Here is a 13,193-nt window from a genome sequence, read left to right as displayed (position 1 = left end):
GAGATTACAACTAGATTACTATAGTTGCTGGGCCTCTTGTATTGGGAAAAAGCAAACCAACGTGCGTTATATGAGCCTTTAGATAAGGGCAAAATTAAGGTTTTCATGGCACATATGAGGTTTTTCAACTAAAAATGGTTGGGAAAATCGTGATGCGTTGCGGTTTTCTGCGGTTTTTTGTAGAATTCTGCGGTTTTTCTACATCTTTATGCGGTGTTTTGTAGGTGAGACGCAAAAACAAGATAAAAAAAGACTACTTCCCGTTGCGGCGAAGTAGTCTTTTGGTTTATATTTTTTCCAAAACTTCTACTATTTCTTTCTCAATATCTTTCCATAAGTAACGATCTGTCGTATAGTGATGTGCGGCTTCTTTCGCAAATACTTGAAAAGCTTCCTCAAAATCAGGTGCATCCTTGTCGGGTTTTTTCTCATCAACAAATCGCTGTGCTTCTGTTGAGCGTGGTCCCCATTTACCTACTTCATTCCCGTCCTGATCAATGATCACGATAATCGGAATCGATCTTGCGGTCCCGTTCGTTAAATACTGATCCATCAGGTCTAGATGCTCGTCCCGAATAAAATAGCGCGCATCAATGAGTGCTTCACTTGCAATACGCATGAAAATTGGTACATTGACCATCGCATCTCCGCACCAATCCGCTGTGATGACAAGCGCTCTGAGCTTTTTCTTTTGCAGCTTTTGAAGCAGCTCTTTTTCTTTTTGATGAATTGCGTACTGATTGTACACCGTGAGTAGATTTTCTCGGTTTTTCTCCATGTTGTGTACATATGTACGTTCAGTTAATCCCTTTTTAAACCATTCATTTAATGTCATATTTACATCCCCCTTACTCTTCAACTTTACCACTTTTGCTATTCTTTTGTCTAAAAAAACCTTCACCTAGTGAAAGGTAAAGGCTTTTCATCTATGGACGCCGGTTGCGATCTGGGTCCATCCCTATCAGCTTGGTGACAAGCACCATTGTGACAGGTAATGATGTATTCTTTTTATACGCTAAGTATTTTCCGCGCCATTCAGGTTTATATTTCTGTTTAAACGACCGTAATCCGCTGAAGCTGTACATAAATCTGACGTTGTTGAAAATAACACTCGCCAAACGCTCCGTGAGGAAGGACTGATGAAATGTTCCTACATTTGATAAAGGCGCCATTCCCATGTTAAAGGATTTGTAGCCTTTTTCTTTCGCCCATTGAAAAAGGTGGATAAACAGCGCATCCATCATCCCGTTCGGTGCATCATGCATATGACGCATTAGGTCGATGGAAATCTCCCCTTCTTGATACATCGGCATTAGTGATACAAAAGAAATGATTTCCCCTTGCTCATCCTTCAGAATCGCAATCGGTGCTTTTTGAAGATAATCTTCTTGAAAATAGCCGAGCGAAAACCCTTTTTCATTTTTCTTTCCGAGCCAGCTGTCAGAAATCTGTTTTAAGGTTGAGATGAGCTCATCTGAAAAAGGCGGTTCCAGCATTTCAAACGTATAGCCTTCTCGTTCAAACTTATTGGCCACAGCCCGTAAATTTGATTTTTTCTTACCGGAAAGAGAGAACGTTTCTAAATCGACCATGGCTTCTTCTCCAAGCTTAAAGAAGTGAAAGCCTAAGTCATGGTAGAGCGCCATCCCTTCCCGTTCTACTTGATAAAAAGCAACGCGATAGCCTGCTTTTTCTGTCTGCTGTAGAAACTCTTCAAGTACAAGTGGATAGGATGCTTTACGTCCGGATGGATCTCCAAGCACAATGACGCAGCGGCCAATGCGACCAAATTGAAGCATCGCCTCTCCATCACTTGAGAAAAATAATTTTTTATCGCCTAAAAAGCCAAGATGACTGAGGGCATTTCCGCCCTTTTCTTCTAAAAACGTTTTTAATTTTTCCTCATCTGCTTTTTCTCCAATCGGAAATGCTCTTTTATTAAAAATCAATCTGCTAATGAAGAAAAAAAGCGGTACACCTATGAGAGCAATCATGCTTGTCATTGTGATATGCCGTTCATTATGCACGAGGTAATCCCTACTCAAGAAATGTCCAATTTTTGTCCAAATAAAGTTGCCGATGACATTATAGTTAAACAGCACGAGTAAATATCCAGCGGCAGCCGCCACAAACTGATACAAGGAATAAGGGGCCTGCTGCTTCACAAATTGATTTCGAAGAGAGAAAAATACAGCCATGATGACTGGCAGTATAAAGATGAGACTCAGGTTAAATCCTTTTAACAAAGTAAACACAAAGCCGCCTGCTAGGGCGATCATCGTCAGCACGTACGATCTTTTTGTTCGTTTATACACTTCAATGGACAAAATCATCAGGATGATGCCGAACATTAAAGAAAGACCATTAAATCCTGATAATAGAAAGCGTGGAATGCTCGTAATCACGCCTAAACGATCGACAGGAAGCACAACAGACGCCATAATGAGCAAGCCGCTTCCAAAGGTTAAAATCGATAAAGATCCGTACAATAAACGGATTAATAAAGCACGGTGCAACACAATTAAGACGTTCGTTGTTTCTATGGCAGGTGCCATTCTCGGATTGCCTTCAAGGCGTCTAAGTGTCGTTCCCGTTAAATCGTAAGCAGCTAGACAAAGCCCAAGGATAAACGGGAAGATCGAGTACACGAAGCGGTACAAAACAAGCGCCGTCAGTACCATCTCTTTATCAAACCCAATGTACTGCATGCTCAGTAAAAAGATGAGGTCAAATGAACCAAATCCGCCCGGAACCATACTGATTAAACCGCCGATTGACGCAATCGCAAATACGCCTAATACAATCCGGACATCGACATTCATCCCCATAGAGACGACAGCCATGTACATGACGAGACCAGCTGCCAGCCATTCTAAAAACGATGCTCCGATATAAGCGTAAATCGGATGCTTCAGTCCGCTTTCACCGCTCTCAATCGAGCTTTTTCGTACGGACGCCATAATGATGTAAATGGGCACAATACAAGCAAAGATGATCACAAAGGCCCATAGCCACGGCTCTTGGCTAATAATACTTTCAACAGGAAGCACCCTCACCAAGATCAGATCACTGAAAATAGATAAGCCCAAAAGAACCGAGGAAGTCAAAAGGGCAATGCCTTTCAGCAGTTTTTTCGTATCGGTTATGTACTCCTTATATAGAAGTGTTCTAAGCCCTGCTCCTGATAGACCGCCGAACCCAAGGACACTGTTAAAGGAGTTCGCAATCCAAGAAATGCGAATCGTTTTCCAGCCGCTGATGGGCATATTCAGGCTTTTTCGTAAAATAAAATCATATAAGGACATCGTTAACACTGCGACAAGTCCAAGAAAAACAAGAATAAACAAGTCCATCCGATTCAAGCTGTCAATGATATAAAACGTTTTTTTAATGGAAAGGCCGCTCAGTTCCTTTTTGGCGACGAAAATTAAGACAAGGATAATCACGATCGGAAAAAGCATTTTTAAGATCGTCATACCCGTTTTTTTGTTCCACATGATTTTCCCAACTTTCTAAGTTGCTTCATTTATTTCGACTGACCATTATTATACAACAAATACCACTTGATTCATGCAGTTTAACATTCAAAAGCTTGTCGAACCTTTCAATTAGAAGTGAAAATCAGTAATATAGAGAAAAGAGCCGCTTAAAGGAAGTGAACGAGCGTGGAATATAATATTCATGACACCACCGTATTAAAAGAAGAGATTCTATCTCCAGAGGAAAAAAAGACATGGGTGCTCTATATGAAAGTACTCACAGCTGCAGGTCTTGGAGATGTGTCAGAATGGATGAAGCTTGATATGAGTATGCCTCAAATGAAGGTACTCATGCTACTCAATAACCATGGCTCTCTCAAGGTATCCGAAATCGCTGAAAAAATGGGCGCTTCTTTGTCCAATATGACAGGCCTGCTTGACCGGTTAGAACAGTCTCATTTTGTTGAACGAAAACACTCTGAGCGTGACCGTAGAATCATTGTCGTCGAACTAACAGAGGAAGCGAAAAATATTTTTAGAAGCATTTATCAAAAAGGACACGAAAAAATCAAAAACTCCCTGCAACGGCTCAATGACGAGGAAAAAGAAAAAGTCAACGAAGGGCTGGCTATTTTAGAAAAAGCACTGCGTCCTGAACGCGGCTAAACATGAAAAGGAAAAAAGACGGTCACTTGAGATCCGTCTTTTTTAGTTCTTCTACTTGTCGATCTGGGGTGAAGAGATTTTTACGAATGACTTCCCTGTCGTCCCATAAAAGATAACCTAAACCGATGATAAGAAAAAAGATACTGATCCACGTACCGCCAGGCAGTATCTGTTCAAGTTCCTCAATCGTTCTTTCCGAGCCTAAGCTGTTACTATAGCGTATCTCAAAAAGAACATATTTTGCTATATAAAACAATGCCGCCATACAAATAAACATGGCGCCGACAATTCTTCTACCAGACATGTGTTTACTCCTTTAATTCCATTGATTTCTTTTGATTAATTCCGTGATATGGGCAAGATGATGCTTTGAGTGCCAGACGTACATACCTGTTGCATCATATAAGGACACCGTTTGTTGATCGGCTGGGTGATAATAGGACGCAGTGAAGTCTTCCTCTGACATCCCTCGAAGTAATGTAACCCATCTGCGATGCAGACTGCTGATTAAGGGCAGTGATAGGCTGATGGGCGCTTTGCTATCTGGAAGCTCGGCGAATCCCGCCTGATCATATGGACGGATGTGCGGTATTTCTTCTGTGAGCGCAAGCTTGAATCGTAAGTATGCATTCAGATGGCTGTCTGCTACGTGATGAATGAGCTGACGGACGGTCCATCCTCCAGGCCGATAGGGTGTATCCATCTGAGCATCTGTCAATTGATTGGTGACTGTTTCATATTCTTGTGGAATCGCACCCAACTGATCAATCCATGACTCTAGCTGTTCCTTTGTTTTATTTTCAACCGGTTCATATAACCCAATCGGATATTGTAATGACGTCATACCCTCTCCCCTTTCTCAAATCCTTCTAGTACAAATTTGCCAATCATCTTTCCTTGTTCAAGGGTTTGGTGTGCCTGCTTCAAATGAGCGGCATTGATCGGACTGAGAACCTTTGTTAACGTATGCGTTAATGTCCCGTGTTCAAATAACTCAGCCACCTCTGTTAAAAGCTCATGCTGTTTGATCATGTCCGCTGTTTTGTACATAGGGCGTGTGAACATGAACTCCCATACAAATGCAGCACTTTTATTTTTGAGTAATTGAATGTCTAGGTTGTGCTGATTCTCGACAATGGTACAGATCGTGCCTTGCGGTTTGATGGCTTCTGCCATGCCTTTGAAGTGTCCGTCTATATCATTTAGGCATAAAATAAAATCCACTTCGCCTATTCCTTTTTCGTGGAGCTGCGCGAGAAGCGGCTCATGATGATCAATGATATGATCAGCACCTAATGACAGACACCACTCTTTTGTTTCAGGTCTTGATGCGGTGGCGATTACAGTGGCATTTGCTAATTTGGCTAGTTGGATGGCGATAGAACCTACTCCGCCTGCACCGCCGATGATGAGCAGTGTTGCCCCTTCTGCATTTCGCTTCATATGCATCCGGTCAAATAACGCTTCATATGCCGTAATTGTCGTCAGAGGCATCGCGGCTGCTTCTGCAAAGGAGAGATTGGCAGGCTTTTTTGCCACAATCCGTTCATCCACAAGCTGATACTCACTATTTGAGCCTTGACGCGTGATATCTCCCGCATAGTACACTTGATCACCAGGCTGAAATAATGTACACGCTTCGCCAACTTCAACAACCGTACCGCTTGCATCATAGCCAAGAATTTTCAGTTTTTCTTCCTTCTGATCCTTCGGTGATCTCACCTTCGTATCAACTGGATTCACTGACACAGCCTCTACCTTCACCAGTATATCCCTGCCCGTTGCTTTAGGCTTTTCTACTTCCTGATCCATCAAGCTTTGCTCATGCTCAATCGGTAAGTACTCCAATAGTCCAACAGCTTTCACTCGCTCGCACTCCCTTTCACCATGCTTCTTTTCCACATTTTATCATAATTTTCTGATGTTTATGGATAGATCAAACGAGTGATTGCACATTTAGGACCCTTTCAAAGCCTTTCGCTCCCTCGCTATATAAGAAGGACGAGTTCTTTGCCATGAAGGAACATAGGAGAACCAGCTTTTGGATTTAAAAAATAGCTGAACGTAATAAAACTGGATGTGCTGAAGGAAAAAGATCATTAATAGAAAAATAGCTAGTGACAGAGTTAGGCTATCAGCTGCCCCTTGCATCCATTTAGTGATAAAGAAAATAACAAAACCGATCATTATCATTTGTTCCAGCCTTTGCATGATCTGGGTCAAGACATGTCCTCGTTTCGATAGATCACCAGACTGGTGCTTCCTGATCTTTCTCGATTTATAAAACCATATGGTACATTCTACTAAGTTATGAGTCATAAAAAGAGCGATGAGGGCGATCAATAAAGGTGATGGGGTATAAAGGACTTGAGCAACGAACGGAAACACTAAAAAATAGCATGCCATACATGCGTGTCTCACTGATAAGAGAAATAGTTCTTTTTCTATGTATGGTTTCATCTGTTTCACCTCCATATGTACTACGTCTTATCTGCCAAAAAGTTCCCTTTGCCTATCAAAAAAGGATGCCCCAAAGGCATCCTTCCTGAATCACATTTAAAATGCAGCGCTTAGTACGACAGGTCCTTGCGGCAGTTTGTTATCCTTTTTTGGTTCAAGGGTGACTGCCACGGTATCCCATGATTCGCTCGCTTCTTTTTCTGATAATGCATAGGTGACGGTTCCTTCTCCTTTGTTATCTGTTTTAAAGGCACCAGCTGGTACCGGCTGATCTCCTTTAATGAGCCACACTTGATAAACAGCAGATGAATCAAGCTGATCCTTTAATCCGTCTGCACTCACCACCAGCTCTTTTTTGCCGTTATGCTCAATCACTGAAAAAGCACCCGTTGTTTTTGGTGATGCGGCTGATGCCAGTGATTTTGTCGCTACAACCCTGACAGGTTCTTCCGCCTGTTCTTTTCCATTCGATAAGAAATACACGTTTCCAGCTGCTGAAATAAGAAGCAGTGCGGCAACAAGTGGCAATAGCCATTGGTTACGTTTTTTTTGCAGTGGTTTCATCTCGTTTGGTTCATGTGCTGCCTTGAGGTCTTTTCTATGGCTATTCTTTTCTTCGACCGTCTCTTCTTCAAACACCTGGGATAAAATACGGTCTTTCATCCCTGCCGGAGGTGTTTGGTCATCTGCTAGAAATGGAATGTCAGACATGAGCGATGTCAATTCTTCAAGCTCTTCTTTGCAAGCTGAGCAGTTCTTGAGATGCTCTTCAAATTGTGCTTTTTCTTCTCCTTGTACATGCCCGTTGAAATAATCAATCACTTGATGTTTACACTGAGTCATGCCTCTTCCTCCTTTCCTCCGCGAGACAGTCTCGTCCGTAAGTGCTTCAATGACAATCGAACTCTTCCCTTCACCGTTCCAATGGGGATGCCTAGTTTTTCAGCAATGCTTTTTTGTGTCATTCCTTTAAAATAGACATCTTCTATGATAGTTTGCTGTTCTTTTGACAATGTAGATACTGCTTCACGTATGATTTGTTTTTCCTCGTTCCATTCAACTTCCTTTGATACATCTTCTTGATGATCGGCTAAATATTCAATATGCTCATCTTCTAGTGCCGTTTCGTTCCGGTGCTTTCTTAGGAGATCGATGGCTGTGTTGCGTGACATCATGAATAACCACGAGGAGAATTTGCCTTTATCCGTATGGTATTCTCCTATACCGCGCCAGAGCTTGATAAAGACTTCTTGCAGCACTTCCTCCGCAAGCTCACGACTTCCAGTCATTTTATAAATAAACGAATATAACACACGTTCATAGCGATCATACAGCACTTCAAGCGAAGGCTTGTGACGATCAAATTTGATCTTGTGATACAGCTCAGAATCTTTCAGTGTATCCATGGTCATCTCCTTCCTTTTTCATGAGAAAGAGCATGCTGCATTCATCATGAAATCCTTCACGTATTGCTTATCACTCGATTTGCTGAAATAAGCCTACTTTGTACTTTACTCTTTTTTAAAGGAGAAAAAAAGAGCGCCGAAAAAGGAAGTGTGCTCCTCATGAGAATGTACTTACTGTACGAAAAGCAAGGCCATTTGGATCACTTCTATCTGAAAAGTCAAGAATCCATGTGTTTCCATTCTCTGTTCAGTTGATTTTAGCAAACTCTCATGTCCCTCACAATGTCAACATGTCATAATAGAAGGTAACGAAATGAATTGGAGTGTCCTTACATGATGTTGACGATCGTTCTTTTTTTATTAGCAGGAATAGCAGAAATTGGCGGTGGCTATCTTGTGTGGCTTTGGCTGCGCGAAGCCAGACCTGTCAGCTATGGAATCGCCGGCAGCCTCATCCTCGTCGCTTATGGGGTCATCCCTACCTTCCAGCAGTTCCCGACTTTCGGACGAGTTTATGCGGCCTACGGCGGTGTGTTTGTGGTTCTTGCTGTGTTTTGGGGCTGGTGGGTCGATCGAAAAACGCCTGATTTGTACGATTGGGTAGGCGCTCTTATTTGTTTAATAGGTGTGAGTATGATGCTCTTTGCCCCTAGAAACTAGGGAAAAAGATTGCAATACATGTCATGAGAAAAAAGCCGGCGCTCTTTTGCCGGCTTTCACATTTCTTCTAATGGACTTTTTATGCCCCGAATTGTGTTTCATAAAGGCGCTTATATAAGCCATTTTGCGTTAGTAATGTTTTGTGATTTCCTTGCTCTGCAATGCCACCTTTTGTCACAACCACAATTCGATCTGCATGTTGAATAGTTGCAAGGCGATGCGCAATGACTAGCGTCGTTCTACCTTCTGAAAGCTCTTCTAGTGATCGTTGGATCGAAGCCTCTGTTTCAGTATCTAGTGATGAGGTCGCTTCATCCAGTATTAAAATAGGTGGATTTTTCAGGAAAATACGTGCAATTGATACACGCTGCTTTTGTCCACCTGACAGCTTGACGCCTCTTTCACCAATCATTGTCTCAAGACCTTCGGGCAGGGATTCGACGAGTTCTTTTAGCTCTGCTTTTGACACTGCCTGCCATATTTCATCCTCAGTTGCATCAAGTTTTCCATAAAGAATGTTCTCTCGAATGCTCCCATTAAATAAATAGACGTCTTGTTGGACTATTCCAATTTGTTGGCGCAGTGAAGACAGCTTCATCTGTCTACTATCAATTCCGTCTATCGTAATGGTTCCAGATTGCCATTCATAAAACCTTGGTAATAAACTGCAAAGCGTGGATTTACCAGCACCGGAAGGACCTACTATGGCAACCGTTTCCCCTTGTTTGATCTCCAGATTAATATGCTCAAGGATCAAACTGTCCTTCTCATAACCAAAGCTGACATCATGAAATGTAATTTCACCTTTTAGCCCATCGACATGAATCGCATCAGGGACGTCCTTTTCGTCTGGGGCTTGATCTAAGAGCTTAACAAATCGCTTAAAGCTTGCGACTCCCTTTGGATACGTCTCAATGACTGAATTAATTTGTTGAATAGGTCCTAAAAAGATTCCAGACAGCAGGACGAATGAAATGAATTCGCCATAGGTCATATTCTTTTGCATCACAAACCATGTCCCGCATACAAGTCCAAAGATGGTGACGCCCTTCATAAGCAGGTGACTAATTGAAGCGTGTAATGCCATCATTTTGTATGTGGTTAATTTCGTTTGTTTAAACTGTTCATTGTGTTCAATAAAGCGATCCACCTCGTGCGTTTCATTCCCAAATGCCTTCACTACTCGAATTCCGCTCACATTATTCTCAACCCTTGCATGGAATTGACCAATACTTGAAAACATGTGATCAAAGGCAATCGACATTTTCTTCGTAAAATAAACCGATAGCCCTATTAAGAATGGGACAATGAGAAACGTGAGGACGGCAAGCTGCCAATTAATTGATAGCATCAAGGCAAATGCACCTGTAAGAGTCATCATTGCAATAAATAAATCTTCAGGACCGTGGTGAGCGATTTCACCAATATCCATTAAATCGTTTGTCATGCGTGAAACAAGCTTTCCTGTTTTCTTTTGATCAAAGAATCGAAAAGACATTTTTTGTACGTGGGTGAATAGCTGACTTCTCATATCTGTTTCAATATTGATACCTAGCTTATGTCCGAAATATGTCACCACATAATTCATTGCTGAGCTGACGACATAGACTGCCAGTAAAATTCCACTCCAGATGAGAATCATTTCCCAGTTTCTGTTTGGGAGAAGGTCATCTACAACCATACTGATCGCGAGTGGAAATGATAATTCAAGTAGTGCCGCTATGACGGCACAGGAAAAATCTAATATAAACAGCCCCATATATGGCTTGTAATAGGAGAAAAATCGTTTTAACAAAAAGCAGCCCCCTTACTTCTGAGATAATTCTGTCAATATCTCAACGTATTTTTCTGCTTGATTGGCGATAGCTATTGGATCAAATGGCCAGAAATACGTAATATCCAAGTCATGTACTTGATTCTTTTTCACCGCTTTTAAGCTTTTCCATATTGAATTGTTCTTATCGAACGTACCTCCGTTGGCTTCATCAACAAATATATAATCACCTGCATATTTTGGTAGCACTTCATATGAAATATGTTCAAATCCTGACTTTCCATTTAAAACAGTGTCTGCAACATCTTTTGGCGGCTGAAGCTGCAATTGTTCATAAAGTGCTTGTCCACCTCGATAGATACCATTCCCATACACATAGACATCATTTTTAAATGCACCCAAGATTGACACTGTTTCGCCTTCTTTGATGACTGTTTTCACTTTCTTTCTAGCAGCTTCTATACGTTGATCAAATTTTTTCAAAAACGCTTTTCCTTCTTCTTCTTTATTCAAGATGCTGGCTAATGTAGTGATCTCTTCTTGTGAATTTTTAAATACACCGAACGGATAAACAATCGTTGGGGCAATCTTTCTGTAGACGTCAAGTACCTTTTCATCGTCTACAGCTGAAATGATGAGGTCTGGTTTTAAGCTTGCCACCTTTTCGGCGGAGCGTTCATCACTAATGTCTGCCACACCATCCACTTTGCCTTTGAGATGTATGTTTTTTAAATCTTGTGTTGTGGCACCAACCGGTTTTACCCCTAGTGCAACAGCACTACCCAAATAGCCATCTACGAGAATACGCTTTGGATTTGCTGGAATCTCGACCTTGCCTTTCACTGTGTCAACCGTTTTTGTTTTTTCTTCGGCTTTTTTACTTTCTTCCTTTTGACCGCAGGCTGCTAGTGCGAATAACAACACTAAAGCTATTAAACTAAGAAATATGCCTTGTTTTTTCATAACTTCTTTTCTCCTCCATATCATGATGAATCACTGAGAATCATTATCATTTATTTGTCTCTCGTATTCTATCAACCGCTTGTCTATCGGTCTATGGATAATCGTCATAACTTGTTTATGGACAATTGTTAGAAACTCTTATTCTTTTATTAAAAATTGAGAGAATCGTTTCATGATTTCTATCGCCCGTTCCCCTTCACCAAATCTAAATTCTTCTAGTTTTAACAGGTAGAATGTATTATTTTGCACTGCGGGTAAATTACGCAGGACATCACTTTCCTTCATACGTTTGTCCATATGTCTGTACCATCCATTTCGAACAGCCACAATAAAAAACATATGATCTGCTGCATAATCTGCTAAACGCTCAAGCGGAATCACAACATGTTTATCCGGTTTCAGCACCTCCTCTTGAATGGCTTCAGGGGGCTTCAACCCCAACGTTTTATATAGGTTGATTGCTCCTCTCGCATGAAAAGACCACATATACACCTTGTCATGTCCCCTTACTTCATATAAAGCAACCGTTTCCTTTTTTTTCAAAAATGGCGTCAAGCGAGCTCTTTCCTTCTGTGCTTGCTTCTCATAACGCTCCACCCATTGCTTTGCTTCTTCGCTCCTTCCGATGAGGCTACCTAAACAAAGTACCTCCTCTACAGGACTCAGGCGACTATATGGAAAAACAAGCACAGGAGCGATTTTCTCCATGCGTTTCATCCATTCTATGTTTGTATAGAAATAATCAGGCATTAAAATGAGGTCTAAGTTCATGTCCTTCAAAACGTCGTCAGGTGTATGCTCATGAATGACGATAACATCACTGAGTTGACCTTGAAGCACATCTGAATAAAGAGCAATATCTTCTTCCATGCAAATTGGTTTCACTCCAAGCGCAAGCAAAGAGCCTACAAACTGAAAAGCGGCAATTCGTTTTGGTTGGCGGCTCAGTCGATACTGACTAGGCGATCTGCCCGTTTTTTGACGAAATTTTCTGCTGAAATAGAGGCTATCAGTATAGCCTACTCTTTGTGCAATCGCCTGAACCTGTTCATCGGTTTTGAACAATAGCTTTTTTGCTTCATCTATTCGAATTTGTGCAATATAATCTGTGACACTCATTCCAACGCTTTTCTTAAAAAAAGTAGAGAAATAGCTTTCATTAAAGCCCATTTTATGTGCTAAGTCCTTACGGGTCAGTTCTTGTTGGTAATGCTCTGCAATGTATTGAAGAATCATTTGAATTGAATAATGATCAGCATGAATTGTTTTTTCATTTTGTTGCTGGAATATTTGCAGTACTAGCTTTAGTAGCTTCACTTGGCTACTTTCTGAATAAGAGGGATCACTTAAACGTTTAATATGATGAAATAATACCGGTGAGCCCATCACCACTTGCCCGTTATCAGGCAGGGTATCATAATTGATTTTATAAATTAATTCATCATCAGCATCATTTGTGAGCATGTAATGTTCAAATGAAACAGCAAAAATTGTGACTTGCTGATTAGATAAAGAACGGATGACAACGGGGATGTGAGATCGTATAAACAGGCTATCCCCACCGTCAAGCTCGTACTCCATTCCTTCTAGCTGAATGACAACGGTACCATCAGCTGTTAAAACGCTTGGAGATTTTGTCTGCCATCTGTTCGTTTGTTTTGCTTTCAGACACATCTGAATTTTCTTTTTCATATGTAGCATCGTTTCCATTTGTGCGTTCATCTTCAGATACCTCCTTTCAGCGATAAAAAAGGTGATGCCGTTGCGGCACCACCCTTCTTGTTT

12 protein-coding genes are annotated in these 13,193 nt (G+C 41.3%); 2 read left to right on the top strand and 10 right to left on the bottom strand.

The features are described 5' to 3' along the window. Positions 1–286: 286 nt before the first annotated feature. Both NSQ36_RS04225 and mprF read right to left on the bottom strand, forming a co-directional pair. Complete coding sequence (locus NSQ36_RS04225) at positions 287–835, bottom strand: thioredoxin family protein (protein WP_003217810.1); 549 nt, start codon at positions 833–835, stop codon at positions 287–289. A 91-nt stretch (positions 836–926) separates the two neighbouring features. Beyond that, positions 927–3,497 carry a bifunctional lysylphosphatidylglycerol flippase/synthetase MprF gene (gene mprF, locus NSQ36_RS04220; protein ID WP_339206869.1) on the bottom strand — a complete coding sequence of 857 codons (2,571 nt, stop codon included), beginning with the start codon at positions 3,495–3,497 and terminating at the stop codon, positions 927–929. A 168-nt stretch (positions 3,498–3,665) separates the two neighbouring features. Between mprF and NSQ36_RS04215 the strand changes: the two genes are divergently transcribed. Further along, positions 3,666–4,145: a MarR family transcriptional regulator gene (locus tag NSQ36_RS04215; protein WP_003217817.1), complete on the top strand. Its 480-nt coding sequence runs from the start codon at positions 3,666–3,668 to the stop codon at positions 4,143–4,145. A gap of 22 nt (positions 4,146–4,167) precedes the next feature. Here NSQ36_RS04215 and NSQ36_RS04210 read toward each other — a convergent pair whose 3' ends face one another. The 5 genes from NSQ36_RS04210 to NSQ36_RS04190 all read right to left on the bottom strand — a co-directional run bounded on the left by NSQ36_RS04210 (position 4,168) and on the right by NSQ36_RS04190 (position 8,011). After that, on the bottom strand, positions 4,168–4,449 hold the full coding sequence (locus tag NSQ36_RS04210) for a hypothetical protein (RefSeq protein ID WP_106030241.1): 282 nt from the start codon (positions 4,447–4,449) through the stop codon (positions 4,168–4,170). A 12-nt stretch (positions 4,450–4,461) separates the two neighbouring features. Next, the gene (locus NSQ36_RS04205) at positions 4,462–4,989 is read right to left on the bottom strand and encodes a YfiT family bacillithiol transferase (RefSeq protein WP_339206867.1); all 528 of its coding nucleotides are present in this window, start codon (positions 4,987–4,989) and stop codon (positions 4,462–4,464) included. Continuing rightward, entirely contained in the window at positions 4,986–6,011 is a 1,026-nt protein-coding gene (locus tag NSQ36_RS04200) for a zinc-binding alcohol dehydrogenase family protein (protein WP_339206865.1), read from the bottom strand. Before NSQ36_RS04200 ends, NSQ36_RS04205 begins: the two co-directional genes overlap by 4 nt. A gap of 690 nt (positions 6,012–6,701) precedes the next feature. Beyond that, positions 6,702–7,448: an anti-sigma factor gene (locus tag NSQ36_RS04195; RefSeq protein WP_137055503.1), complete on the bottom strand. Its 747-nt coding sequence runs from the start codon at positions 7,446–7,448 to the stop codon at positions 6,702–6,704. Further along, entirely contained in the window at positions 7,445–8,011 is a 567-nt protein-coding gene (locus NSQ36_RS04190; protein WP_050944756.1) for a sigma-70 family RNA polymerase sigma factor, read from the bottom strand. The genes NSQ36_RS04195 and NSQ36_RS04190 overlap by 4 nt, the downstream gene beginning before the upstream one ends. 333 nt (positions 8,012–8,344) lie before the next feature. Here NSQ36_RS04190 and NSQ36_RS04185 point away from each other — a divergent pair, with 333 nt between their 5' ends. Then, a complete protein-coding gene (locus NSQ36_RS04185) occupies positions 8,345–8,671 on the top strand; it encodes a YnfA family protein (RefSeq protein ID WP_050944757.1) in 327 nt (108 codons plus the stop codon). Between the two features lie 79 nt (positions 8,672–8,750). On the opposite strand, the gene NSQ36_RS04180 is transcribed toward NSQ36_RS04185, so the two are convergent. The 3 genes from NSQ36_RS04180 to NSQ36_RS04170 form a co-directional block, all read right to left on the bottom strand. After that, on the bottom strand, positions 8,751–10,466 hold the full coding sequence (locus NSQ36_RS04180; protein WP_050944758.1) for an ABC transporter ATP-binding protein: 1,716 nt from the start codon (positions 10,464–10,466) through the stop codon (positions 8,751–8,753). Positions 10,467–10,478: 12 nt separating this feature from the next. Continuing rightward, positions 10,479–11,408, bottom strand: a complete 930-nt coding sequence (locus NSQ36_RS04175; protein WP_050944759.1) for an ABC transporter substrate-binding protein — start codon at positions 11,406–11,408, stop codon at positions 10,479–10,481. Between the two features lie 138 nt (positions 11,409–11,546). Then, a complete protein-coding gene (locus NSQ36_RS04170; protein ID WP_212046490.1) occupies positions 11,547–13,130 on the bottom strand; it encodes a helix-turn-helix domain-containing protein in 1,584 nt (527 codons plus the stop codon). Positions 13,131–13,193: the final 63 nt, after the last annotated feature.

This window comes from Bacillus sp. FSL W8-1143, assembly GCF_037965155.1.
Taxonomy (GTDB): Bacteria; Bacillota; Bacilli; order Bacillales; family Bacillaceae; genus Bacillus; species Bacillus pumilus.
The sequence above is the reverse complement of the archived record's forward strand: the minus strand, read 5'-3'. Positions and strand labels throughout refer to the sequence as shown.

What these genes read in the sequence shown, in the direction of transcription:
- NSQ36_RS04195 (WP_137055503.1), bottom strand. Translation starts at nt 7,448, where the DNA reads ATGACTCAGTGTAAACATCAAGTGATTGATTATTTCAACGGGCATGTA.
- NSQ36_RS04210 (WP_106030241.1), bottom strand. Translation starts at nt 4,449, where the DNA reads ATGTCTGGTAGAAGAATTGTCGGCGCCATGTTTATTTGTATGGCGGCA.
- mprF (WP_339206869.1), bottom strand. Translation starts at nt 3,497, where the DNA reads ATGTGGAACAAAAAAACGGGTATGACGATCTTAAAAATGCTTTTTCCG.
- NSQ36_RS04185 (WP_050944757.1), top strand. Translation starts at nt 8,345, where the DNA reads ATGATGTTGACGATCGTTCTTTTTTTATTAGCAGGAATAGCAGAAATT.
- NSQ36_RS04225 (WP_003217810.1), bottom strand. Translation starts at nt 835, where the DNA reads ATGACATTAAATGAATGGTTTAAAAAGGGATTAACTGAACGTACATAT.
- NSQ36_RS04205 (WP_339206867.1), bottom strand. Translation starts at nt 4,989, where the DNA reads ATGACGTCATTACAATATCCGATTGGGTTATATGAACCGGTTGAAAAT.
- NSQ36_RS04190 (WP_050944756.1), bottom strand. Translation starts at nt 8,011, where the DNA reads ATGGATACACTGAAAGATTCTGAGCTGTATCACAAGATCAAATTTGAT.
- NSQ36_RS04170 (WP_212046490.1), bottom strand. Translation starts at nt 13,130, where the DNA reads ATGAACGCACAAATGGAAACGATGCTACATATGAAAAAGAAAATTCAG.
- NSQ36_RS04175 (WP_050944759.1), bottom strand. Translation starts at nt 11,408, where the DNA reads ATGAAAAAACAAGGCATATTTCTTAGTTTAATAGCTTTAGTGTTGTTA.